Consider the following 23,054-nt stretch of genomic DNA (forward strand, 5'->3'; position numbering starts at 1 on the left):
TGCCACATGCAAGAGCTGCAAGCGCGCTTCAAGACAATCACTGAAGACCCATCCCTGTCATTCTCTCAAAAAGCCCGAGCCCTTTCGCTGGAGGCGGAAAACTCGTTGGCCTATCCCGAGCTGGATGAGGATACAGCCCGCGCGTTGGAGGAACGCGTGATCTGCGACATGTACGAGGGGCATGCGCCGTTCAAGCCGCGCTACGTGATGCCGGACTACTCGGTCGTCCTCAAGAAGGGCAGTGAGTTTCTTGAACTTGAGCCCGCGCAAACGCTTGATGAGGCCATCAACTCCTTGATGATTGCCTATCACCACGTGCCTTCTGTTACCAACATGCCGGTGTTCTTGGGGCATTTGGATGACTTGTTGCTGCCTTATTGCGACGGTGTGAGCGAAGAGGCGCTTTACAGCAAGATCAAACTGTTCTGGCGCTATCTGGACCGTGTGCTGCCAGATGCCTTCATGCACGCCAACATTGGGCCTTCTGACAACCAGGTGGCGCGTGCCATTTTGAAGGTGGATTCAGAACTCAAGCAAGTTGCGCCGAACCTGACTTTCATTTGGGATCCTGAAGTCAGCAGTGACGAGATCTTCCAGATGGCTTGCGACAGCATTATTGAGTGCTCGAAGCCGCACATTGCCAACCATCCGGTGCACCAACCGATCTTTGATTCCGCAGGCTATGGCATTGCCAGTTGCTACAACGCGCTGCCCTTGTGCGGCGGCGCGTCCACGCTGACGCGCATCAACCTTTATGAAGTAGCCAAGCGCTCTGTCAGCGTTGAAGATTTTTTCCAAAACGTGTTGCCGCGTTATGTGGATCTGAACTTTCGCCTCACTCAGGTCCGCGTCAATCATCTCTTTGAAAAATCCCGCTTCTTTGAAAGCTTCCTTGTCAAGGAAGGCTGGATAGCCAAAGACCGGTTTACTGCCATGTTTGGTATCTTTGCCATGGCAGAAGCGGTCAATGAGCTTCAGGAAAAGGCGGGCGTTGCCGGACGATATGGTCATGATGATGCTGCAAACTCCCTCGGGCATCGCATTTCGGCTGCATTGGCGGAAGCTGTCGCAAGCCGGGAGATGGAATATGTATGGCGCGGCCGTGCGATGCTGCACTCCCAAGCAGGCCTGAGTGATGATGGTGGATGTACACCGGGTGTACGCATTCCTTATGGTTCCGAGCCGGACCCTGTCACTCACATTCAGGCGCTAGCGGGCCACCATGGCTACTACACCTCTGGTGTCAGCGAAATTCTGACGTTGGATGAGACCATTCGCAACAATCGGGAGGCTTTGAGCCAGTTGGTGAAAGGCGCATTCTCGCTGGGGTTCCGCGAGTTCTCTGCCAACATCTCCAGCAATGATCTGGTGCGGGTGACAGGCTACATGGTGCGTTTGTCAGACATCCAGAAGTTCAAGGAAAGCGGCGGCTCTCGCATCAACACCACGGTTCTTGGCGCAGAGGCCTCTGTTACCGGTGCCATTCTGGACCGAGCCCCAAGGGTGATCGCCCATGAATTTACCAGAGGCTAAGGTCAGCAAGATCCTGAACTTCTCCTGCGTGGACGGGCCGGGGAACCGGCTTGTCCTGTTCCTGCAGGGCTGCAACTTCGCCTGCCTGAATTGTCACAACCCCCACACCATGGCCCTGTGCAACCATTGCGGTGACTGTGTTCCTGCCTGTCCAACCGGCGCCCTCAGCATGATCGGGGGCAGGGTTGTTCATGATCCGACCCGATGTGATGAGTGTGATCAGTGTTTGGAGGTCTGCCCAATCAACTCAAATCCCAAGGTCTTTCAAGTAACCATTGGTGAGGTTTTGGAGCTGGTCCAACGGAACAAACCATTCTTGAATGGCATCACGGTTTCAGGGGGGGAGGCAACCACACAGCTGAAGTTCATCACTGCGCTGTTTGGGGTGATGAAGCAAAGCGTCAGCCTTCGCGATCTGACCTGCTTCATTGATAGTAACGGATATTTGCCGGAGTTCGCGTGGCGGTCGGTGCTGCCATACACGGACGGGGTCATGTTGGATATCAAAAGCTTTGATTGTGACCTGCACTGTAAACTGACCGGACGCACCAACGAACGTGTCTTGGCCTCGGCCCGCTTCTTACATGCGGAAGGCAAACTGCACGAACTGCGCTATCTGCTCATTCCCGGAATGACAGACGTGCCTGCTGAGATTGATCGTTTGCTGGACTTTGTTTTGGACTTGTCTCCAGGCCTGAACCTGCGCCTCAATGCCTTTCAGCATCATGGGGTGCGAGGTGAAGCGCAGGACTGGCCCGCCGCAGAAAAAGACCGCGTTGAAGAAATCGCCAGCCAGTTGCGCCGGGGTGGTCTGTCCAACGTGACCACACCTGCTGTTTACATCTGATCAGCCTTTAACAAACGCCGCCGCAGGTGCTTTTCCGTCTCAACCAAAACAAACAGCGCAATGCCAATGCTAAGGACCAGCAGGCAGTCACCAAGTGACATGGCACGGGTGTCAAAAATGCCCTGCAGAGCGGGAACATAGGTAATGGCGATCTGAGCGGAGACGGTTATGGTCACGGTGATCCACACGATCGGCGTGGCAACTAGGGCGCTCAGATCAAGTGAAACACTGTAAAACCGCCTGATAAAAAACAGATGGAATATCTCCATGATCACAAGCGTGTTCATTGAGAGGGTGCGGGCAAGTTCAACCGGATAGCCGCTTGAAATGGCATAGGCATAGATGCCGAAGACGCCGGCAATGAACAGCATGGCGACGAAAACAATGTGCCAGATAAGCCCAGAGGTCAGAAGGGGCTCACTGCGCGGGCGCGGTGGCCGTTTCATCGTGTGCGTCTCTGTGGGCTCAAACGCCAGGGCCAGCCCTAAGGTGGCCGCTGTGATCATGTTGATCCAAAGGATTTGAACCGGTGTTACAGGAAGTGCTAGCCCCAAGAGAAGGGCCACGATGATGGTCATGGCTTCCCCCGCGTTGGTTGGCAGGGTCCAGCTTATGACTTTCTTGATGTTGTCGTATACCGTTCGGCCCTGGCGGACTGCGGCAACGATGGTCGCGAAGTTATCATCTGCAAGAACGATTTCGGCCGCCTCTTTGGCCGCTTCACTGCCCTTTTGGCCCATGGCCACACCGGCATCGGCCCGCTTCAAGGCTGGGGCATCGTTGACGCCATCACCAGTCATGGCCACCGTCATGCCAAGGGATTGCAGAGCCATGACCAAGCGGAGTTTATGCTCTGGGCTTGTGCGCGCAAAGACATCGCAGTCCTGCACGCGTGCTTTCAGATCGGCATCGTTGATCTTGTCGAGGTCAGCGCCGGTCAGCACCAAGTCGCTGCTGGTCAAACCTATTTGCCTGCCAATGGCTACGGCTGTCTTGGCGTGGTCGCCGGTGATCATCTTCAGGCGTATGCCGGCTGAGTGACACTCGGAGATGGCTTGGAGGGCTTCAGGACGCGGCGGGTCGATCAATCCGACAAGGCCAACAAACGTAAGTGTTCCGTTGAGTTCATTCTCGTCGAGAGGCTCGCCTTCCTTGTGTTCCTCCCTGATCGCAAAAGCGAGGACGCGCTGCCCTTTTGCTGCGATCCGCTCAACCTCATTGAGCCAGTAAGCGGTATTGAGCGGCTCCTCATGCCCCGCCTCTGAAAGCTGAGCAAAAGAGAGAGCGAGCAGCTTTTCGGGAGCGCCCTTCACAAAAATCCGCAGGCCTTCGGCCATGGAACGATTGAGAGAAGCCATGTATCGATGTTCCGCATCGAAGGGTATTACGCCGGTACGAGGCCATTCGTGCTGCTCATGTGATGGCCTTATTTCCAGTTTTTCTGCAAAAGTGAGCAGAGCTCCTTCCATGGGGTCGCCAACCACAGCCCAGCCAGCTCCATCGCGATGTAGGGAGGCGTCGTTGCAAAGAGCCACGGTTCTTGCTAGCGCCTGAAGACACAGGGACGGCGCAGGCAAAGCCATTCCATCTTCCTTGAGGACGGCCCCAACAGGGGTATAGCCATCACCTTCGACCATGTACGCTTGGTGACTTGTGACGGCGCTTGCCACCATCATCTCGTTGCGTGTCAGGGTTCCGGTCTTGTCGGTGCAGATGACTGAGACAGAACCAAGTGTCTCAATGGCAGGTAAGCGGCGGACAATCGCGTTTTTCTCTGCCATGGCTTTCACGCCAACGGCCAGAGTAATTGTGAGAACGGCTGGCAGTCCCTCAGGTATTGCGGCAACGGACAACCCTACCACCGCCATAAACACCTCTTTGAAGCCAAGTGAGGTGAAAAGCGCGCCATAGCCCAGAAGCAGAAGGGCTATGAGCAAGATCAGGAACGTGAGCCACTTTGCGAAAGCGGCCATATGCTGGAGCAAGGGCGTCGTCAGCTGTTCTACATTGGAGAGCAACCCGCTTATGCGGCCAATTTCTGTAGCTGCGCCGGTGGCAACCACGACGCCGGTGGCTTGCCCCTTTGTGATGAGGGTGCCAGAAAAAACGAGGGATGAGCGGTCACCCAGAGAGGCTTCCGCGTCCGCTGGGGCTGTGCTTTTCTCCGTTGGCAATGACTCTCCGGTCAGGATGGCTTCCTGCACCTGCAAGCGTGTGGCGGAGGTCAAGCGAAGGTCAGCGGGAACACGGTCGCCCGCCTCTAGCAAAACAATGTCGCCGGGCACCAATCGGTCGGCGGGAATGCTCTTTCGTTGTTCATCCCGGATCACATTTGCGCTTGGAGCCAGCATCTGGCGGATCGCATCCATGGCCCGTTCTGCATTGCCTTCCTGAATGAAGCCAATGATCGCATTGATGATCACAACGGCGAGGATCACGCTGGTATCAATGACGTGTCCCAACAGCGCCGTTATGCAAGCAGAGCCAAGCAGGACGTAAATGAGAACATTGTGAAATTGACCGAGGAATCGTTTCAGTGCGCTGGGGCCAGCGTTCTCCGGCAGCTTGTTCGGCCCATGTTCTTGCAGGCGCTTTTCCACCTGCAGTTGGGTGAGGCCTTTTTCAGTCGCACTCAGAGCCTGAAGAGTGTCACTAATCGATAGGGCGTGCCAGCGAGGTGCTTCGGTCATGTCAAAAAACCACCGCTTTTCCTTGTGGGCCTGAATGGCTACAACTCGCGGTCAGAATACGCCGCGGTAGAAAGGTGGCAAGAGGGCAAAAAGCAGCGTTTTTGCTCCAAAAAAAAGCCCCACCATTTGGCGGGGCTTTTCGATCGTTCTGTGAGTGACCTCAGAGCAGTGCAGGAATGCCTGGCAGCATGCCGACAGCAGCCATTGCCAGAGTACAGATGATTACAGCTGCACCTGGAATGATGATGCGGTCAGCAACGGTCAAGCGCGCTGCACGATCCTTGTCACCAATCAGGCCATTGTTGTCGAGCAACATGGTCAGCGCCCAAGCAAGCACTGGGTTGGTCACAAATGCTGCGAAGATACAAATACCCGCTGCGTTGGTGTCGTTGTTGTCGCGAACCATCTGAAGGCCAGCTTCAAGAAGTGGGAGGAACACGCCAACCAGCAGAGCACAAGACATCACAGGCTGCCATACAGCAACATCCATTGGGTAGCCCAGGGTTGCCACGATGATGCAGAGCGCGCCGAGCAGGATTGCGCCTGCAGGGATTGGACGCTTCGCAATTGCGGCCGGGATCATGTAGGTGCCCCAGGAAGAAGTGATGTTACCACCGCCGAAGAACGTACCTGTGAACTGGCGCAAAGAGCAGCAAGTCATGGTGTCGTCCACATCCATCAGGACGCGGTCGGTGTTCTTTGGATAGTTCAGCTCCTGGAAGATGCGGTGACCAAGGAAGTCAGGTGACCACATGGCAACAGCCAGGATTGCAAATGGAAGAGATGCAATGAAGTGGCTGAGGTTTGGAAGACCAAGCTGCCAGCCGGTCTCCGTAGAGCCCCACCAGTACCAAGGGTTCATGTTTGGCAGGCCCGGAGCCGTGGTGAACTGAAGGTCAACACCTGCGCCCAGTGCCAGCGCTACAGCAACAGCGGCGATTGAACACGCAGGAATGGCCAGCCAACGCTTACCAATCTTGGCGAGGAACGCATAAAGGATGATGTTCAGCGCAAGAATGGCCAGAGCAACATAGCCAAGGCTGTAGTCAAGGCCATGTGCAGCCTGAAGGCCGCTTGCCCAGGTGAACAGCGATGTGATCTGTCCCTTGGCGCCCATGAAGCCCAAGTAAACAAGCAAACCGCCCGCGACACCCTGACTTGTCAGGTTCACAAGGCGAGAACCGCCCTTGAAGTAACTCAGCAGCACACCGAACGCACAGAGCAAAATGGCCAACGCCAGTGGGTGAGCACCTGCAAGCGCGATCACGCCGATGAGCGGGATCATTGGGCCGTGGTTGCCCGCAAGGTTTGCCCGTGGGTTCAGAAAACCTGAACCAATGATACAAAACAGCAGAGCAGGGATCAGCATTTCGATGCGGACCACTTCAATGATCCACTCGGCACCAAGGTTCACGTGATCCCACCTCTCGGTGAGGCCCGTTGCCCAGGCAGTCATCACAGCCGAGTACATCACGGAGATGCCAATGGTGCCTGCGATTGCTGGTACAAAGTCTTCCAGCTCAAAGCGGAAGTCGCGGTATGGCAGGTTCAAAGCCCAGCGACGGGGCTTCATAATCTGCAGTTCATGATCCAAATATTCAGTCCGGGTGGCAAACTCGCTGGAAGGGCGATGTAGCTCACCATAAGACTTTTCTTGGTCTTCTTTTGTCTGCTGAAGCATATCAGCACAGTCTCCATTGTAGCCGAAATGTTTCAGGGCGCATGTGCGTGACCTGAAAGTCAATCTGAGGAGAGCTGGAAGTAATGGAAGGTACTCCGCTCAGACTATTAAATTTCGCCGCTTTTTTAGCTAGAGCTGAGACTTCGAGCAATAAGTATAAAATTTACAAAACTGCACGTATTTAGACGTATAACTTGCTTGGAGGAATATCAGATCACCTAGCGTTGGCCTTGAGCGACCGCAGGGCATTCGACTTTTGACCTAAATCCTAGACAGGCTAAGTGGCCCGTTTCTGCGGCTCCAATAATCGGTAATCAAGAATCCAGTGGTTTTAAGGTGGCTTAATGGTCGCAGATGCATCGTATTTTTGAACTGTTTTAAGTATAAAAATAACCTAGGAATACTCACTAGGGCACATATGCGTATAAACCCGGTGTGACACCATGCCGTAAGTCATTTGTCTAATATTTGTGCCGGGAAGCTGTCTTGGATAGCTGTGGTTATCTCATCAACAGGGTGGTGAAGCGCACGAGTCGGTTAGGTGACGTAGGTGACTCAAGGCGATCAGCGTGCGTTCCATACGCCGGAACTTTCAACGTATGCGCAATTACGTTGCGAGCAAGGCAGGCTTGCTCGCGGCACGTGCTTTCGCGGGTCCGCGTCCCATGCATGGCCCATGCTCAATAAAAGATCTGGTTTTGAGGGGGAGTATCTGGCATTGGTCACGGGAAAATGCTCTTCGATTGGAGCGGGGCGGGGCATTCGTATCCCGACGATCGCTGAGCGCTTCTAATTCCAACAGTATAATGCGCGCTGCTTTTTGCCGCGCCGCCTAGTGTTTGAGTGTTACCGTGATCCCACTTCGTCCGGTTTTGAACATACTCGGCTATCTCTATGTTGGTTTGGCATTGGTCATGCTGGTGCCGGCCATAGTAGACGTGGCCGCGCGAAACCCTGATTGGCAGGCCTTCGTCATGTCGAGCCTGATCGTCGGCATGATTGGTGTTTTGCTCGTTGCAGCGCTAGGCGGGTCATTGAATGACCGGCTTGATGTGCGGCAGGTGTTTTTGCTGACGACACTAGCCTGGGTCACCATTCCTGCATTTGGCGCTTTGCCGTTTCTTGGCCTCGGAATTGGCTACGTTGATGCTGCGTTTGAGACCATTTCCGGTTTCACCACGACAGGCTCTACGGTTCTGACTGGACTTGATACGCTTCCGCCTGGACTGCTGCTGTGGCGCTCATTGTCTCATTGGTTTGGCGGCGTTGGCATTATTGTCATGGCCATCGTGTTGATGCCGCTTCTGCGGATTGGAGGGATGCAGCTTTTTCGTGCTGAAAGCTCTGACAGAAGTGAAAAAGTAGTCAGTCGGGCCAGCGATTTGGTGCGTTGGATCGGCGGTGTGTATGTAGCGCTTACGCTGCTATGCGCGGTGCTTTATCGTATCTCTGGGATGTCGGCCTTTGATGCGATCAACCACGCCATGTCGACCCTGTCTTCTGGCGGCTTTTCCACCCACGATGAATCCTTCGCCTATTTTGACAATAACTCCACCCTTCTGGTCTGCATCATTTTCATGCTGGCATCCGGCCTGCCATTTGTAATGATGATCAAGAGTTTGCGGCAGGGATCGTGGGCGCTGTTCGAAGACCCGCAGGTGCGCGTTTTCCTTGGAACAGTCTTTCTATCCAGTGCCGGTATCTGCCTTTATCTTGGTATCGATAAGCATGTTGCGTTCACAGAGGCGTTTATCAGCTCGCTGTTTGTCGTGACTTCCATCATCACAACAACAGGCTTTGGCTTGGGGGACTATATTGCGTGGGGGCCTCCGATGGTGGGCCTGATCCTGACCTTCACCTTTTTTGGCGCGTGTACAGGGTCCACCTCCGGCGGTATCAAAATGCTGCGGTTCATCGTCTTCTTTGGTACCGTTCGTGCGTACATGAAAAAGCTAATTCGGCCGGATCGAGTTGTCGTGGTGCGCTATGGAGATACAAAAATCACGCCGGATCTGTCGTTCTCGGTTCTGGCGTTCCTGGTGGTCTATATGGCTACAGTCGGGGTGATCACGGTGATCCTTACGGCAATGGGGCTGGACTTGGTGACTTCCTTCAGCTCTGCGGCAACGGCGGTTAGCAATGTTGGTCCTGGACTTGGCGAAGTTGTTGGTCCTGTTGGCAATTTTGCATCTGTGCCGGACAACGCAAAGATCGTGCTCTCCGTTGCGATGCTGCTGGGGCGCCTCGAACTCTTTACGGTTCTCGTTCTTTTTGACCCCGAGTTCTGGCGGTAAGGCTCTTCGATCAGTGGCCTCAGCGTTCTGTTTTTGGGGCACCGGTTCCTGTGGAGATCAGAAGCTTCCTTAAGCACGAAGACCGTAAAGGCTTGCAGCTTAGCCGTTAGTCAGCCTATTTTGCCAAGTCCTAGGGGAATTCCATAGAAACAGCGCCGGTCGCTGATCAGAGTTTAGGCCGTGATTTCAATTCGACCTGTCTTAAGCGTTCTGGGCCATCTTTATGTTGGCCTTGCGTCCGCCATGCTGATCCCAGCGATCGTTGATGTTGCTGCGCGTAACGCTGACTGGCAAGCCTTTGTCATGTCCGCGCTTATTGTCGGCTTGGTCGGCTTGCTGCTCGTCGTGGCCATGGGCAATGCGTTGGAAGAAGGGCTCGACACGCGGCAGACTTTCATCCTCACCACCTTGGCTTGGGTTACCATTCCGGCATTCGGCGCGATCCCGTTTCTCTGGCTTGGCATTGCCTATGTGGATGCAGCTTTCGAGGCGGTTTCAGGCTTCACCACTACCGGTTCTACGGTGTTGTCGGGGCTGGATGGCTTGCCTCCCGGCCTTTTGGTCTGGCGGTCCTTGATGCAGTGGATGGGCGGCGTTGGTATCGTCGTTATGGCAATCGTGCTTCTGCCGTTCCTGCGCATTGGTGGTATGCAGCTGTTCCAGACCGAGAGCTCTGACCAAAGCGAGAAGATCGTTGGCCGTTCGGTGGAGTTGATCCGCTATATCGGCCTGACCTATTTGTTCCTCACCTGCTTGTGCATCATTCTTTACTGGGCTTCTGGTATGACCATGTTTGATGCGTTCAACCATTCGCTGACCACAGTCTCCACTGGCGGCTTTTCGACCCATGACGCCTCATTTGGTTATTTTGAGAACCCAATGACCGGATGGATCGCAGTGTTTTTCATGATTGTGGGCTCGCTTCCGTTCGTGTTGGTGATTCAGGCGTTTCGCGGCAAACCGATGCTGTTGTGGCGCGATCCTCAGGTGCGGGCCTTCCTTTATTTTCTTCTTTTCATCGCGCTGGCGCTTACCATTTATCTGGGGGTGAGCGGGACAGTTGCCTTCAGTGATGCGCTTCTTCAGGCAACCTTCAATGTGGTTTCCGTTGTCACGGGGACGGGGTATGCCATGGGTGATTACACCGCTTGGGGTGCGCCAGTCATAGGCCTTGCGTTGTTGCTGAAATTCGTTGGCGGTTGTACGGGGTCTACTACCGGCGGCATCAAGGTGTTCCGCTTCTTGGTCTTTTTTGGCACTGTGAAGGCACATATGCGCCGCATGGTGCGCCCAAACCGGGTCATTTCCGAAAGCTATGGCAACACCCGCCTGACACCGGAGCTCACTTTCTCGGTTTTGGCTTTCCTTGTCGTGTATCTTGGGACAGTCGGATTGCTGACCTTGATCCTCTCCACGTTCCATCTGGATCTTGTGACTGCCGTTTCTGCTGCGGCAACGAGCGTGGGTAACGTTGGGCCAGGGCTTGGTCCGGTCATTGGCCCTTCTGGGACGTTTGGCCCGCTTCCTGACGCTGTGAAGTGGATTCTGAGCGCAGCCATGCTGCTGGGGCGCCTTGAGCTGTTTACAGTTCTGATCCTTCTGGACCCGGATTTCTGGTCCAAGTAACAATCAATCGATTTGGAGCTCTTCCATGAAGTTCGAGGTTCCGCTCGTAACCGGGCGCCTGATCAAGCGCTACAAGCGTTTTCTCTCAGACATCCAGTTGGATGGCACTGGTGAGGTCGTGACGGCTCATTGCGCTAACTCGGGCTCCATGATGGGTTTGACCAGAGAAGGCATTCGGGTATGGCTGACACCTTCGGACAACCCGAAGCGAAAGCTGAAGTTCTCTTGGGAGCTTCTGGAAATCGATGGTGCCATGGTCGGTATCAATACTTCCCGGCCCAATGGTCTGGTTGAAGAAGCAATCAAAGCGGGCATCATCCCAGCGCTCTCCGGCTTTGACACCCTGCGCCGGGAAGTGAAATACGGCAAGAACTCCCGGATCGATATACTGCTCGAAGGTGAGGGGGGCAAGAAGACGTACGTTGAGGTAAAGAACGTGACCCTTTCTCGGGAAAAGGGACTTGCTGAGTTTCCAGACGCAGTTACCGCACGTGGCGCAAAACACCTCGATGAACTTTGTGAAATGGTGGCTGAAGGCCATCGCTCAGCCATGGTGTTCCTCATTCAGCGCGATGATTGTCGCCGGGTCTCGATTGCCTCTGACATCGATCCCAAGTACGCCGAAGTTTTCGAGCGTGCGCGTGCGGCAGGCGTAGAACTCTATGCGCTGACTTGTGCTCTGTCTGAGGATGAGATCAAGGTCACCGGTCTTGCTGAAGTCGTGTGAACACACCGTCTGCTTTCAAGTCACTTGTCTTTTGACGGGGCGCAGCTAATTGACGGGCATGTTGTGGTCAGCCTTTTGTTTCAAGAACAGCAAAAGGCGCTACCCCGTCAATCGCTAGGGAAGACGCCCCATGAAGAAGATTTTGAGCTTTTGCCTATTGTTTGCGAGCACACAGAGCTTCGCCGAAACACCCCAGTATCTCCAGCTGATTGACAAGCTTGATCGGCCAAACGATGGCTACTGCATTGATGTGGTTGGCAGTGGGGAGCACGTTCGCTTCGACATGCCGTTGACGGCTCACAACTGTAAAGGGCCTCAGGTCTATCACGATGAGGTTGTTGAGTTTCGGGAGGATGGGACGCTTTACTTTCCGACCTATGGTGGTTGCGTCACGGTGATGGGCAACAATGGCACGGCGCTTTCCGGCAATGCCTTGATGCTCAAGGTGTGCGACGCGCGCGAACCTTTTCTGATTGCCAAGCCGTTTCAGCATTTCGAGTTCAACGACCAGCAGCAAGTGCAGCTCAAGAATACAAACCTGTGCATGGTCGCAGGCGATGACTCCCACACCACATTTTCGCCTGACCACAAGTGGCGCAGCCTTTACATGGAGTTTTGCGATGTTGCGGATACATCCTTGTCACGCTGGCACATCATCGAGGCGGGTGGCATGAGGCCGTGACGTTTCCAGCCAGGGTTCATTGCAAAAGAAAAAAGGCGCCGCTATGGACGCCTTTTTGAAGACCCTTGTCGCAGGTTGTTAGCCTGCGGTGTCTTTTGAGATTGGCGGCTGGAACTGCCAACCCATATCCCATGGGAAGTAAACCCAAGTGTCCTGAGAGAGCTCTGTCACGATGGTATCTGCCATCTTTCGGCCTTCAGGCTTGGCGTAAACGGTAGCGAGGTGGGCCTTTGGCAGCATCTCGCGGACAACCCGTGCGGTTTTGCCGGTGTCAACCAGATCGTCAATGATCAGCACGCCTTCGCCATCGTTGCCGATGACCTTTGGATCGATTGCTTTGATTACCTTCAGATCGCCCTGATCGTCGTAATCGTGGTAGGAGGCGATGCAAACGGTCTCGATGGTCCGGACCCCCAGTTCACGCGCGATGATACCTGCTGGTACAAGGCCGCCACGGGTGATGCAGACGATTGCTTTGAAATCGCCTTTGTCAGCCAGGCGCCACGCCAGAGCACGACAATCGCGGTGAAACTGGTCCCACGATACAGGGAAGGCCTTAGGTTGAGTGCTGTCCATTTCTTATCTCTCAGATCGACTTGCCTAATGCTGCCGCGACCAGAGCCTCGACAGCTGATGTGGCATCACGAAGTACATCAAGACTGCGGGACCTGACAACAATTTGTGTGGTGAAAACGCCATCTTTTGCCTTCGGATAGGACCCAATTGAGGATTTCGGGTGGTTTTCCTGAACAATGGCGAGCTTTTCTGCAATTCTGCTCTCGGGCAAAGGCACATCAATTGATTGCGAGTGCATCTTATCCCCGCCTTCGAGAGTCGGTGCGATGGCGTCAAGCATGGTTTGCATGATGTAAGGCACGCCTGCCATAACGTGAACATTGCCCATACGGAAGCCGGGAGCGGCTGAGGCGCTGTTTTCAATCAGATCGGCCCCTTCTGGAATGCGTGCCATGCGCTGACGAGCTGGCGTGAACTCACCGGGAGGGTAGTGGGCTTCCAGGATCGCCATCGCCCGCGGATCCTTATCAATAGGCACCCCAAAGGCAGCTGCGATCGCATCGGCCGTGATGTCGTCGTGGGTTGGTCCAATGCCGCCTGAAGTGAACACATAGGTGTATCTGGCTCGAAGGGTGTTCACCGCTTCAACGATCATTTCCTGCTTGTCTGGAACGATGCGCACTTCGGACAAGTCAATGCCGATCTCTGTCAGAAAATCAGCCAGGTAGCCAATGTTCTTGTCCTTGGTTCGCCCCGAAAGGATTTCATCCCCCACAACGACAAAGCCGGCAGTGACCGGCTTCTTTTCTTGTTCGCTCATATGATCCGCCTAATGAAGGTTTGGGCTGGTGGCCCGAGATTCCCTAGTTAGTTTAGCGCATCATCTTCCGGCTTCCAGCCGTATATCCAGTCAAACTTTGCCAGCAAGCTTTCAGGAGAGCTGGTTTTCAGTACCATGTCGCGTGCAAAACAACCCGGCATAGGCAAGTGGTAGATGCGTTCGTTGTTTATTGCTTGTCGAACAACGCGCGCGACTCGCGGTTTGCGCGCTTTCTCATAGGCTGCAAACGCTTCGGAGGTCGTTCCAAGCTTTTCGATAGCCGACGAGAGTATGTAGGCATCCTCAATGCCCATTGCTGCCCCCTGAGCCATGAAAGGCAGCATGGCGTGGGCTGCATCGCCGATCAGAGCGATTTGGCCTTTGTGCCATGGGCCGTCAGGGCGCAGGCCGCACAATGCCCAACGTGTCCAGTTTTCGCTGAGCTCAAGGATTTGCCGCGGCTCGTCTTGCCAGTCTTCAAAGGCCTTGCGAAGCTCAAGCGTGGAGGCCGTGTAAGCCCAGTGCTCCTCGTGCCAGTCCTCACGGCGGATGGCAACGATGTTGAGCATACTGCCATTGTGGACAGGGTAGTGCACCAGATGGCTCTTGTTACCCATCCAGAGGCCCGTCGTGTTGCGCATATGCTCCGGAACGCCTTCGATCGGCACGGTGGTTCGGTATGCTACGCGACCACTGAACTCTGCGGATGGCAGGTTCAGGGCGTTTTTGCGGATCTTCGACCACACGCCGTCAGCTGCGATCAAACAGGCATATCTTGTCTCAAGATGCCTTCCGCAAAGGCCACCTTCCAGGGAAACGCCGTCTTCGTGTTGAACGGCATTCTGGATGCGACATCCCAAATGCAGAGTTATGTTCGGTTCTGCCCGAATGGCCTCTTTGAGAACATTTTGAAGATCAGCCCGATGAATTACCAGATAAGGCAGGCCGTACTTTTCCTCAGCATGCGTGCCCAGAGGAATTCTTGTCAGCTTGCTGCCAGCGCGCCCATTCGCCATCTCGATGCTGAGGGGTGCGGTGGCAACAGCCTTCAATGCTGGGAGCAAGCCCAGGGGCTCAAGGCAGCGCAATGCATTTGCGGAAAGCTGGAGGCCTGCGCCCACCTCAGAAAGTTCTGCAGCGGCCTCCAACAGATGGACTTCATGTCCCTTTTTTGCCAGATGCAGGGCTGTACTCATTCCTGCAACGCCAGCACCGCTTATTGCGATGGGCATGGTACTCATATGCTATCGTCCCGATTGTCGTATCTCTGAGATCACCGCTCAGGCGGCATCCGGTGTCCACATACAATCGGCAGGCTTTGCACCATCTGTGTCAAGTTCTGGATTGTGCTTATAGAGCGTTGAGCAATAAGGGCAGACAATCTCATTGTCGCTGCCCATATCCAGAAAAACGTGTGGGTGGTCGAAAGGAGGCTTGGCCCCGATGCACATGAACTCGCGCGCTCCGATTTCGATTGAATCGTGCCCTTCTGTGTTCTGGAAGTGGGGAACAAATTTATCGGCCATTGCTGGAAAGACTCCCGTAATTTCTCAGGTTGGCGCGAGAATAGTCGCGTAAAATCAAAAAGAACAGGCCCACTAAGCTTATCCCTAAGTGTTTTTATGTGTGAGCCTTTGAGGTGGGTGTAAGTGGGCAGCGACCTTGCTTGCCAAGCGCTGGCGGGTGCACTCTTGGTGAATTGGTCAAATGCCGACAATCTCAGCGCTTTTCTTTATGAAATAGTCCCTATATCTTGCCGTCAGATTAGAGCTCACTAATGTATACGTCGAGATAAAATGCCGCAGTTTTCAAGAAATGGTGCAAACTTCGCCTATCTGGATGAGGGCGAAGGAGATCCCATCCTTCTCATCCATGGATTCGCCTCAAACAAGAACGTGAACTGGGTTTATCCCGGCTGGGTTGATTTGCTGGTCAAGGATGGTCGCCGCGTTATTGCCATCGATAATCGAGGGCACGGTGAAAGCCACAAGTACCATGCGCCGGAGGATTACGGCGCGCCAATCATGGCAGATGATGCCCTTGCTCTGCTCGATCACCTGAAAATTGAGAAGGCAGATTTCATGGGTTACTCCATGGGAACACGCATCTCTGCCTTTTGTGCGCTTAAACAGCCCGAGCGTATCCGCTCACTCGTGTTTGGGGGGATGGGTTATGGCGTCATCACTGGCGTGGGCAACCCTGAGCCCATCGTCGAAGCGCTCCTTGCAGACAGGATTTCGGACGTAAGCGACCGCACAGGGCGGGCTTTCCGCGCCTTTGCCGAGCAAACCGGGTCTGATCGTGTCGCTCTTGCTGCCTGCATGAAATCGACCCGCAAACCGATCTTGGCGGAAGAAATCGCGACCATCACAGCTCCGACCCTGATTGCAGTTGGCACTAAAGACGAAGTTGCAGGAGACCCCCATGCCTTGGCAGCATTGATGCCTAAGGCCTCTGTGCTCGACATTCCGAACAGGGATCACATGGTTGCAGTGGGCGACAAGGTTTTCAAGCAGGGTGTCCTTGAATTTTTGGAGCAATTTTTATGATCAAGCAGGTGCGCGTGTTTATCGGTGCGGACGAAAACAAGCTGACGGCGGATGCCTATGGTTCCGAGGGGACCCCGGTCCTGCTGCTTCATGGGGGCGGGCAAACCCGCCACTCTTGGGGTGGAACAGCTGAGAAAATCGTCGAAGCCGGCATGCGCGCCTATTGTCTTGACATGCGTGGGCACAGCGACAGCGAATGGGTTGAGGACAAGTACAGCTTTCAAGACTTTGGCCGTGATGTTGTCAGTGTTGCCGAACAAATCAAAAAGGAAACGGGCATTTCCCCAATTGCCATTGGGGCTTCTCTTGGTGGGTTGGCCTCTATCATCGCGGAGGGGGCTCATGCGCCGGGCTCCCTGTCAGGCTTGATCCTTGTAGATGTGACACCGCGCCTAGATAAGGGCGGGGTGGATAAGGTCGTTTCGTTCATGGCGAAGAACGCCAGTGACGGCTTTGCCAGCGTGGAGGAGGCGGCGGCCGTGATCGCAGAGTATCTGCCTCACCGACCCAAGCCCAAATCCTTGAATGGACTTGCGAAGAATCTGCGTCTCAAATCTGACGGTCGGTTTTATTGGCATTGGGACCCGCGTTTCATTGAACAGAGCAATCGGGATGCCCGCCATGCAGAAGCCACGCAGAAGGCCTTGATTGATGCTGCAAAGCAGCTTCAGCTGCCAGTGCTTCTTGTCCGCGGCTCAACCTCCGAGCTGGTCAATCAGGACCACGTCGACGAGTTCATCGAAATGGTGCCTCACGCACAATTTACTGAGGTCAAGGCGGCGGGGCACATGGTCGCGGGTGACAAGAACGACATTTTTACCGCCTCGATCATGCCATTTTTGTCCAGCGTTCGCATGGAGTTGGATACTTAACTGCAAATTGAGCCGGCTCTCTGGAAATTTATCGGGACTTGAAATAGAGGTTGTTTCAGCACATCCCTATTGAGTGGCGTTGGTTTGGCAGCTTCTGTTTTCATGCTAAAACTTTCGCCGTGTATGTGGCGTGAAAGGACCGATTGATGTCGCAGGCATCCAAAAATCCTGAGCAATCGCTGGCCATCCATGATCCGGTTTGGGCAGCCGTTCGCAAGGAAGCGGAGGAAATGGCGGCGTCGGAGCCTGCACTGGCCTCCTTCGTTTACGAAACCATTTTGCATCACAGCACCCTTGAAGACGCAATTGTTCATCGTCTTGCGGACCGTCTGGGCCATGTTGTGGTTTCCTCCTCCCTAATTCGACAGACCTATCTGGAGGCGCTTGAGGACGAGCCCGTTCTCGCAGAGATCTTCAGGGTCGATATATCGGCGGTGTTTGATCGTGATCCAGCCTGCTGTCGATACCTTGAGCCGCTGTTGTACTTTAAAGGCTTTCACGCGCTGCAGACCCATCGTCTGGCTCACTGGTTGTGGCAAAAGGGGCGACGTGATTTTGCGTTCTATCTTCAAAGCCGCTGCTCGGAAGTGTTTCAGGTGGACATTCACCCGGCTGTGCCGATGGGGCGCGGTATCTTCCTTGATCATGGCACCGGGATTGTGATCGGCGGCACCGCTGTGGTGGATGATGATGTTTCCATCCTGCAAGGTGTTACACTTGGCGGAACAGGAAAAGAGAAGGGTGACCGGCATCCGAAGATCCGTCAGGGAGTTCTTCTTGGCGCAGGGGCGAAGGTCCTAGGCAACATCGAGATCGGCCATTGCTCGCGGGTTGCCTCCGGCTCCGTTGTGCTGAAACAAGTCGAACCGGGTACGACTGTTGCTGGCGTTCCGGCAAAAGTTGTGGGTGAGGCTGGATGCTCGCAGCCAAGCCGGCTGATGGATCAAATGCTTGGCGAAGGTCAAGAAAAACCTTCGAAAAACAAACAAGGATAATCGCTGTTTCGGGGGTTGGCACCAGCGCGGATTTGTATAGGTTCACCACGAGACACCAATAAGAAATCTACAGGAGTAGGCCCTTGAAGCCCGATGAAATCCGCAAAGTGGAAGCTTATCTGCGCAAGGCTTTCAAATCGCCAAGTCTTGCCGTCAAGGCGCGCCCGCGTAAGGACGACTCTGCTGAGGTCTATATGGAAGACGAGTTCCTCGGCATCATTTTCCGAGATGAGGAAGATGGCGAGCTGAGCTGGAACTTCCAGATGGCGATCTTGGAGATCGACGTCGAAGACATGTGATCTTCTCGCTGATTATGCGACGATTAGGGGGCCTTATGGCCCCTTTTTTGTTGCCTGTTCCCACTGTCCCGAAGTGGGATGAGGGTGCTGGTGAACTTCTGCCGTATCAAAATGGGACTGCGGGCAAGCCCATATATTTCAATGATATAGCGTCAAGATTGTAGCTGCTATGCTGGCACATCCCTTGCTTTACTTCTTGTTAAGCTTTGGAGGGAAGTCAGTGTTTGATAATTTGTTTGTTGCCGTTGTTATTGCTCTTTCAGGTTTTGTAACGGCCGGTATCGTTGGAAGTTTCTATCAGCTCGTTAGTGGCGAAGCGCCGAAGTTCATGATGACCATGGACAACGCGGTGAAAGCAGTGGGTTCGGTTCTTCTCATCTTGATGGCTGGCCCCTTTATCCTCATGCGCAATGGCCTGCGGCTCTACTGGATAGAGCGGCGCCCAGTCGGGTGGCTTATGGCTTCAGCTGTGCTCTCTTTCATGTGGAGTGTCCTGTCGGGATTGTTCGTGCTGACCATTGCCTTTGCGATTTGACTGCATCCCATTTCCCGTTGAAGATACACAAAGATTTACGGGAGGAGGGGGCATGCCACTTTACAGACTTGATGGAAAACAACCGGTGTTGCCAAGTTCTGGCGAGTATTGGGTTGCACCAGATGCTGCGGTCATTGGGAACGTCCAGTTGGACCATGAGGCAAGCGTCTGGTTCGGGGCGGTGCTGCGCGGCGACAATGAGCTGATCCGCGTTGGGCAGCGTTCAAATGTTCAGGATGGCGCCGTACTTCACACGGATCCGGGATACCATTTGACAATAGGTGAGAACTGCACGATCGGCCATAAGGCTATTTTGCATGGGTGTGCCATCGGCGACCGATCGCTGGTGGGAATGGGCGCTACTGTGCTGAATGGGGCGCAAATCGGCGAGAATTGCATCATCGGTGCTAACGCGTTGGTGCCAGAAGGTAAGGTCATTCCTGACAGATCTCTTGTCGTGGGTATGCCTGGAAAGGTAATCAAAGTCTTGAGCGAGGAGCAGGTGGCGGGTTTGCAACGCTCTGCCGACGTCTACGTTCAAAACTGGCGCCGGTTCCGGAACGGGTTGGAGTTGGCCGGTCAGTAGCCTTTTAGGACGACCTGCGTAAAAAACAAAGGGCCCCAAGCGGGGTCCTTTGCTGTTCTTATAGAGGTTGGGGACTTATTCGGAAATACTTGCCACAGTAGAGACGCGGCGGTCAGAAATTGCGGCCCATTTAGCCGGGTGACGGCTCGACTGGCGTTTCACAAAACGATAAGGCGTTGAGTACCAAGGCAGGATCGCCTGCATCTGGTTATCCAGAATGAGGTCGCCTTGATCCGTGCGCACGCTGAGCACTGCGTGGCCTTCATTCTTGGTGTCTTTCACAACGGTGATTAGCAGAGCGCTCTTTGGCCAACCGTTTTCCATCAAGATGCGGCGCTTTTCCAGCACATACTCTTCGCAGTCGCCCGCGCCATCGGTCGGATAGGTCCAGAACTCGGAGACACCAAACTGAGCTTGGTCTGTTGTGGGGCGTACGGCTTTGTTCACCTTCATGTTTATCTGGACAAGCTCTTCCCAGCGTTCACCGTCGAGTTTGACAACGACGGGCATGCCGTCAGGGCCGGAGCATTCACCGGGGCGCATGTCGCAAAATTCCATGTGTCCGGAAGGGGCATTGGTTTCACCCAGGATAGGCATGAACCGGCCGAGCGCAGGTGCAGCTTCAGCACTTGCTCCGCCCATCGCGATAGCCAACAGGCCTGCACCGCAAACGGATTTTATTTTCTTATGGAAAGCCATTGATATGTGCTCCGCTTTTCTCACGGAACACACTGGTCGAGGAGCTTTTATAGCCTTTAAAACGCTCTCGTCGAGATTGACTCAAATCAGAATAAATATCGATGTAATTTATATTTAAATCAGACTCAAATTTAATTCAAAAATAAATAAAATTGCTATTAAAATAACTATCTGATTTAATTGATATAATTATTTCGGAGTTTATGGTAAACGCCAAATCAAGCTTAATATAAGGCTAAGCTGCCATTGTTGACTGGTTAACCTTGCTGGTGACTTTACCAAATCAAAGAAATTGGTTTAACGCTCACCCGTGAATGTCTTAAAGTCTGGATTGTGTTGGGTCAGTTGGCCCTAACCTAGGATAGGGTGCGATTCCGGCCTGTCTTTGGCCCAAACTGACTCAATCTGGTGCGATGTGATGCTCCAGAAGTTTCTGATTCTGGATCGACGCGAATTCCACTGCAATACCATCTTCCAGATGTCGTACTACACGGGCTCTCATTTTCCCTAGAGCAATCTCCAAGCCGATAGCAGGGCGGACGTCAGTTTTCAAAGCGGCGCCTGAAAGGGAGACGTCGATAATTCGGCACTCATATGTCCGTTCATCCGCCAAAACGATTTTGGTAAGCTTGTTCTTGGGAATGAAGCGCTCGTGACGACGGTCTTCCGGCAGGTTGAGAGCATCACGATTGGCGAGCCAGGTGAGGACGTTCGCCAACTTGTCGCGTTTGCGCGGGGTGGCGTTGAATTCAATGGCAAAACCGCCATCAATGTGGCGGCTGATCTTGCCTTCAACCCGGCCGATATGGTCAAGGTAAGCGACGACCCGCTCACCTAGCGTTCCGGATACAGGAGCGATAATTGCAGCACCACCTGGAGACATGTTCTCCACCTGGCACGGGTATTCGCGGCGATCTTCAAGCATGAAGCGCCCGAGAATGTCGACATTAACACGAGCAAAACGCCGACGATCTGGGTTGTTCGCGGCGATTTTGCTCAAGATTTTAGATGCCGATCTATCTGACCCCATCAGAGCCTCTGCATTCCGATTTATGGTTAAGCAAATTAAACTTAATGGAAACCTAGGACCACACGGTTAACAGAATATAATTTCCCACCAATTTTATAGGGCATGCTTCCCGCCGTCGATAACACGCAGGTGTTTTACGCGTCGTGCGTGGCCAAAGGTGCCCGCGTAAGCAGCATCGGCAGCAGGGCGCTCAACTTGAGGCGTTGTGTCCATGGTAACACCAGGCCGTGAGCGATTGCGGCTGAAGGATTTGAAATGGTGCACTTCAACTGGCACGTCCCGAAGATCCAGATCATCGTCGGGCCAGATCAGGCGGAGCGATGTGACACTCTGATTTGTGATGGGCGTGGAGCCTAGCCAGATCGGGCGTTGCATGGGGACTGCACAGCCCAGAACACGGGTGCACCCTTCACCGCGCACATGCACTGGAAGCAGAAGCATTTCCATATCCAGCTTGTAGCCTTTAGCGGCTTCACACTGGATGCCGATCACTGCGGCTGCGCGATCCTTGATGATGGTGGACAGGACGGCAGCAATTGCTTCGCGGTCCTTGTTCGACCAGCCATTGAGAAAATCTCGGCCCTTGAGTTCCTTGCAGAATGCGGAGCACAGGCGGGTTCCGGCAAGGCGAAACTTGTAGGAAAGGGGTGATTTTACTTCCAAAATGAAGGTGTCACCAAGAACAGATTTTATTGCAGCAGGGTGGATGTCGCCGCGCTCTGGTGCTGGGCGATTGTCGCGGATCCCGTCCCAGTATTGATAGAGCGTCCGTGTCGCGCCATGTTTCATTTGTCTGCGTCCCCTCAAATGGCATTTTAACTACCGAATTAAGCAATCGCCGGATAGTGTCCTGTTTATAGACAAAATTAACTATCCGTCGGACTTCGCCACTTACTAAGCAGGGGGCGTGCCAACCTGATGATTTTCCGGGGTATTTTCATCCTGAAGGACAAAATTTCTAAGTCTTTTTGCCGCGTTCCGCTTTGGTTTTGTGTCAACTGGTTAGTATTTGGTGGTTAACAAATACAGGCTAAAACTGGCCTGACGCTTGCGGAATTCGCCTGTGTTCCTGTGATTTCTTACAGTGCGTTTCCGCTGTAAGGTTGAAGTCGTCCGCGCGAATACAGCCATGACGAGATTGTGCCGAGCTGACGGTGGGGGTGAGTTTTCTCCATTAGTTGCCAGCTGCATTACGGAAAATAAACTTGCGCTGCAAAGCGCACTACCATACCTCGAATGGCACGACATGACTGAGAGGCCCCATGGAAGATCCTGATGTGTCCCAAAATGAAACCGCTGCTCCATCCGAGCCTGTTTTCAATCTACCCGGTTTGATTGTTGGACTGGCGGCGCTGCTGATCGGCATTCATGCCCTGCGCATCTGGGTGCTAGACCCGCAGACTGATCTTCTCGGCCTTTTCATGTTTGCTTTCTGGCCGGTGCGCTATCTGCCCGAGGTTGCATCGTCAGCGCAGTGGCCTGGTGGTTTTTTCAGCGGTATCTATAGCTTTGTGACCTATGCGTTCCTGCATGGCAGCTGGACCCATGTCATTTTCAATGTGCTTTGGATGGCCATATTCGGCACGGCTCTTGCCAGACGGTTTGGTACGGGACGTTTTCTGCTGTTCTCGGTTCTCACCGCCATTGCCGGGGCTGGTGCGCACCTGATCACCCACTGGGGCGACCAGGTTCCCGTTATTGGCGCTTCAGCAGCGATTTCAGCCTATATGGCAGGGGCGATCCGTTTTGTGTTTGATTTCGGTGGCCCGCTTGGGGTGGTTCGTGCGCCAGACAGCATCGCCTATAGGTTGCCTGCACGGCCTCTTGCGGAAGCTCTGCGAAACCCGCAGGTTCTGGGGTTCACCATTGCTTGGTTCGGCATCAATCTGCTTTTCGGCCTGTGGTCTACGCCATTGGCAGGTGAGGGCTCTTCTATTGCTTGGGAGGCTCATGTCGGTGGTTTTGTGGCGGGTTTGTTGCTGTTTCCTGTGTTTGATCCCGTCCCTCGGCACTTCACCCCAAGCACTTGATGGTCATGGCTCCTCGACGTTGTAGGGGCTATGCAAGAGGAAT

The 23,054-nt window shown here is 54.0% G+C and carries 22 protein-coding genes; 13 read left to right on the forward strand and 9 right to left on the reverse strand.

Going from position 1 to position 23,054, the window contains the following annotated elements:
• Window positions 1-6 precede the first annotated feature (6 nt).
• Both PUV47_RS11350 and PUV47_RS11355 read left to right on the forward strand, forming a co-directional pair.
• On the forward strand, window positions 7-1,533 hold the full coding sequence (locus PUV47_RS11350; protein WP_274218677.1) for a YjjI family glycine radical enzyme: 1,527 nt from the start codon (window positions 7-9) through the stop codon (window positions 1,531-1,533).
• Window positions 1,514-2,380, forward strand: coding sequence for a YjjW family glycine radical enzyme activase (locus PUV47_RS11355; protein ID WP_274218678.1), 867 nt, complete (start codon window positions 1,514-1,516; stop codon window positions 2,378-2,380). The genes PUV47_RS11350 and PUV47_RS11355 overlap by 20 nt, the downstream gene beginning before the upstream one ends.
• Here the strand turns inward: PUV47_RS11355 and PUV47_RS11360 are convergent.
• Window positions 2,371-5,070 carry a cation-translocating P-type ATPase gene (locus tag PUV47_RS11360; protein ID WP_274218679.1) on the reverse strand — a complete coding sequence of 900 codons (2,700 nt, stop codon included), beginning with the start codon at window positions 5,068-5,070 and terminating at the stop codon, window positions 2,371-2,373. The two genes, PUV47_RS11355 and PUV47_RS11360, sit on opposite strands and share 10 nt — an antisense overlap.
• A gap of 160 nt (window positions 5,071-5,230) precedes the next feature.
• The gene (locus PUV47_RS11365; RefSeq protein WP_274218680.1) at window positions 5,231-6,751 is read right to left on the reverse strand and encodes a DUF3360 family protein; all 1,521 of its coding nucleotides are present in this window, start codon (window positions 6,749-6,751) and stop codon (window positions 5,231-5,233) included.
• Between the two features lie 851 nt (window positions 6,752-7,602).
• Here PUV47_RS11365 and PUV47_RS11370 point away from each other — a divergent pair.
• The 4 genes from PUV47_RS11370 (at window position 7,603) to PUV47_RS11385 (ending at window position 12,080) form a co-directional block, all read left to right on the forward strand.
• Window positions 7,603-9,045, forward strand: a complete 1,443-nt coding sequence (locus tag PUV47_RS11370; RefSeq protein WP_337994501.1) for a TrkH family potassium uptake protein — start codon at window positions 7,603-7,605, stop codon at window positions 9,043-9,045.
• Window positions 9,046-9,225: 180 nt separating this feature from the next.
• A complete protein-coding gene (locus PUV47_RS11375; protein ID WP_274218681.1) occupies window positions 9,226-10,671 on the forward strand; it encodes a TrkH family potassium uptake protein in 1,446 nt (481 codons plus the stop codon).
• Between the two features lie 25 nt (window positions 10,672-10,696).
• Window positions 10,697-11,398 (forward strand): DNA/RNA nuclease SfsA, encoded by a 702-nt coding sequence (gene sfsA, locus PUV47_RS11380; protein WP_274218682.1) that lies wholly within the window; start codon window positions 10,697-10,699, stop codon window positions 11,396-11,398.
• A 130-nt stretch (window positions 11,399-11,528) separates the two neighbouring features.
• Entirely contained in the window at window positions 11,529-12,080 is a 552-nt protein-coding gene (locus PUV47_RS11385) for an RICIN domain-containing protein (RefSeq protein WP_274218683.1), read from the forward strand.
• 78 nt (window positions 12,081-12,158) lie between these two features.
• Here the strand turns inward: PUV47_RS11385 and gpt are convergent, their stop codons facing one another.
• The 4 genes from gpt to PUV47_RS11405 are packed head-to-tail and all read right to left on the reverse strand — an operon-like array spanning window position 12,159 to window position 14,942.
• The gene (gpt, locus tag PUV47_RS11390) at window positions 12,159-12,656 is read right to left on the reverse strand and encodes a xanthine phosphoribosyltransferase (protein ID WP_274218684.1); all 498 of its coding nucleotides are present in this window, start codon (window positions 12,654-12,656) and stop codon (window positions 12,159-12,161) included.
• A 10-nt stretch (window positions 12,657-12,666) separates the two neighbouring features.
• Window positions 12,667-13,416 carry a competence/damage-inducible protein A gene (locus tag PUV47_RS11395; RefSeq protein ID WP_274218685.1) on the reverse strand — a complete coding sequence of 250 codons (750 nt, stop codon included), beginning with the start codon at window positions 13,414-13,416 and terminating at the stop codon, window positions 12,667-12,669.
• A 47-nt stretch (window positions 13,417-13,463) separates the two neighbouring features.
• Window positions 13,464-14,657 carry an FAD-dependent oxidoreductase gene (locus PUV47_RS11400; protein ID WP_274218686.1) on the reverse strand — a complete coding sequence of 398 codons (1,194 nt, stop codon included), beginning with the start codon at window positions 14,655-14,657 and terminating at the stop codon, window positions 13,464-13,466.
• Between the two features lie 39 nt (window positions 14,658-14,696).
• Entirely contained in the window at window positions 14,697-14,942 is a 246-nt protein-coding gene (locus PUV47_RS11405) for a zinc-finger domain-containing protein (protein WP_274218687.1), read from the reverse strand.
• A gap of 270 nt (window positions 14,943-15,212) precedes the next feature.
• On the opposite strand from PUV47_RS11405, the gene PUV47_RS11410 reads away from it, so the two are divergent.
• From PUV47_RS11410 to PUV47_RS11435, 6 genes are all read left to right on the forward strand, one after another.
• Entirely contained in the window at window positions 15,213-15,965 is a 753-nt protein-coding gene (locus PUV47_RS11410; RefSeq protein ID WP_274218688.1) for an alpha/beta fold hydrolase, read from the forward strand.
• A complete protein-coding gene (locus PUV47_RS11415) occupies window positions 15,962-16,837 on the forward strand; it encodes an alpha/beta fold hydrolase (protein ID WP_274218689.1) in 876 nt (291 codons plus the stop codon). The genes PUV47_RS11410 and PUV47_RS11415 overlap by 4 nt, the downstream gene beginning before the upstream one ends.
• 146 nt (window positions 16,838-16,983) lie before the next feature.
• A complete protein-coding gene (gene cysE / locus PUV47_RS11420; protein ID WP_274218690.1) occupies window positions 16,984-17,832 on the forward strand; it encodes a serine O-acetyltransferase in 849 nt (282 codons plus the stop codon).
• A gap of 83 nt (window positions 17,833-17,915) precedes the next feature.
• Complete coding sequence (locus PUV47_RS11425; protein ID WP_274218691.1) at window positions 17,916-18,131, forward strand: DUF3126 family protein; 216 nt, start codon at window positions 17,916-17,918, stop codon at window positions 18,129-18,131.
• Window positions 18,132-18,351: 220 nt separating this feature from the next.
• Window positions 18,352-18,666, forward strand: coding sequence for a DUF6949 family protein (locus tag PUV47_RS11430; protein ID WP_274218692.1), 315 nt, complete (start codon window positions 18,352-18,354; stop codon window positions 18,664-18,666).
• A gap of 52 nt (window positions 18,667-18,718) precedes the next feature.
• On the forward strand, window positions 18,719-19,252 hold the full coding sequence (locus PUV47_RS11435; protein ID WP_274218693.1) for a gamma carbonic anhydrase family protein: 534 nt from the start codon (window positions 18,719-18,721) through the stop codon (window positions 19,250-19,252).
• Window positions 19,253-19,327: 75 nt separating this feature from the next.
• On the opposite strand, the gene PUV47_RS11440 is transcribed toward PUV47_RS11435, so the two are convergent.
• The 3 genes from PUV47_RS11440 to PUV47_RS11450 form a co-directional block, all read right to left on the reverse strand.
• Window positions 19,328-19,951: a transglutaminase-like cysteine peptidase gene (locus tag PUV47_RS11440; protein WP_274218694.1), complete on the reverse strand. Its 624-nt coding sequence runs from the start codon at window positions 19,949-19,951 to the stop codon at window positions 19,328-19,330.
• Between the two features lie 400 nt (window positions 19,952-20,351).
• The gene (locus PUV47_RS11445; RefSeq protein ID WP_274218695.1) at window positions 20,352-20,981 is read right to left on the reverse strand and encodes a PilZ domain-containing protein; all 630 of its coding nucleotides are present in this window, start codon (window positions 20,979-20,981) and stop codon (window positions 20,352-20,354) included.
• A gap of 93 nt (window positions 20,982-21,074) precedes the next feature.
• Window positions 21,075-21,770, reverse strand: coding sequence for a PAS domain-containing protein (locus PUV47_RS11450; RefSeq protein ID WP_274218696.1), 696 nt, complete (start codon window positions 21,768-21,770; stop codon window positions 21,075-21,077).
• Window positions 21,771-22,243: 473 nt separating this feature from the next.
• Here PUV47_RS11450 and PUV47_RS11455 point away from each other — a divergent pair, with 473 nt between their 5' ends.
• Window positions 22,244-23,011 (forward strand): rhomboid family intramembrane serine protease, encoded by a 768-nt coding sequence (locus tag PUV47_RS11455; RefSeq protein WP_274218697.1) that lies wholly within the window; start codon window positions 22,244-22,246, stop codon window positions 23,009-23,011.
• Window positions 23,012-23,054: the final 43 nt, after the last annotated feature.

Source organism: Pseudovibrio exalbescens, assembly GCF_028737195.1.
Lineage (GTDB): Bacteria > Pseudomonadota > Alphaproteobacteria > Rhizobiales > Stappiaceae > Pseudovibrio > Pseudovibrio zosterae.

Bases quoted from the DNA above. Each gene is read 5' to 3' on its own strand.
- PUV47_RS11350 (WP_274218677.1), top strand. From the start codon at position 7: ATGCAAGAGCTGCAAGCGCGCTTCAAGACAATCACTGAAGACCCATCC.
- PUV47_RS11355 (WP_274218678.1), top strand. From the start codon at position 1,514: ATGAATTTACCAGAGGCTAAGGTCAGCAAGATCCTGAACTTCTCCTGC.
- PUV47_RS11360 (WP_274218679.1), bottom strand. From the start codon at position 5,070: ATGACCGAAGCACCTCGCTGGCACGCCCTATCGATTAGTGACACTCTT.
- PUV47_RS11365 (WP_274218680.1), bottom strand. From the start codon at position 6,751: ATGCTTCAGCAGACAAAAGAAGACCAAGAAAAGTCTTATGGTGAGCTA.
- sfsA (WP_274218682.1), top strand. From the start codon at position 10,697: ATGAAGTTCGAGGTTCCGCTCGTAACCGGGCGCCTGATCAAGCGCTAC.
- PUV47_RS11385 (WP_274218683.1), top strand. From the start codon at position 11,529: ATGAAGAAGATTTTGAGCTTTTGCCTATTGTTTGCGAGCACACAGAGC.
- gpt (WP_274218684.1), bottom strand. From the start codon at position 12,656: ATGGACAGCACTCAACCTAAGGCCTTCCCTGTATCGTGGGACCAGTTT.
- PUV47_RS11395 (WP_274218685.1), bottom strand. From the start codon at position 13,416: ATGAGCGAACAAGAAAAGAAGCCGGTCACTGCCGGCTTTGTCGTTGTG.
- PUV47_RS11400 (WP_274218686.1), bottom strand. From the start codon at position 14,657: ATGAGTACCATGCCCATCGCAATAAGCGGTGCTGGCGTTGCAGGAATG.
- PUV47_RS11405 (WP_274218687.1), bottom strand. From the start codon at position 14,942: ATGGCCGATAAATTTGTTCCCCACTTCCAGAACACAGAAGGGCACGAT.
- PUV47_RS11410 (WP_274218688.1), top strand. From the start codon at position 15,213: ATGCCGCAGTTTTCAAGAAATGGTGCAAACTTCGCCTATCTGGATGAG.
- PUV47_RS11415 (WP_274218689.1), top strand. From the start codon at position 15,962: ATGATCAAGCAGGTGCGCGTGTTTATCGGTGCGGACGAAAACAAGCTG.
- cysE (WP_274218690.1), top strand. From the start codon at position 16,984: ATGTCGCAGGCATCCAAAAATCCTGAGCAATCGCTGGCCATCCATGAT.
- PUV47_RS11435 (WP_274218693.1), top strand. From the start codon at position 18,719: ATGCCACTTTACAGACTTGATGGAAAACAACCGGTGTTGCCAAGTTCT.
- PUV47_RS11440 (WP_274218694.1), bottom strand. From the start codon at position 19,951: ATGGCTTTCCATAAGAAAATAAAATCCGTTTGCGGTGCAGGCCTGTTG.
- PUV47_RS11445 (WP_274218695.1), bottom strand. From the start codon at position 20,981: ATGGGGTCAGATAGATCGGCATCTAAAATCTTGAGCAAAATCGCCGCG.
- PUV47_RS11450 (WP_274218696.1), bottom strand. From the start codon at position 21,770: ATGAAACATGGCGCGACACGGACGCTCTATCAATACTGGGACGGGATC.
- PUV47_RS11455 (WP_274218697.1), top strand. From the start codon at position 22,244: ATGGAAGATCCTGATGTGTCCCAAAATGAAACCGCTGCTCCATCCGAG.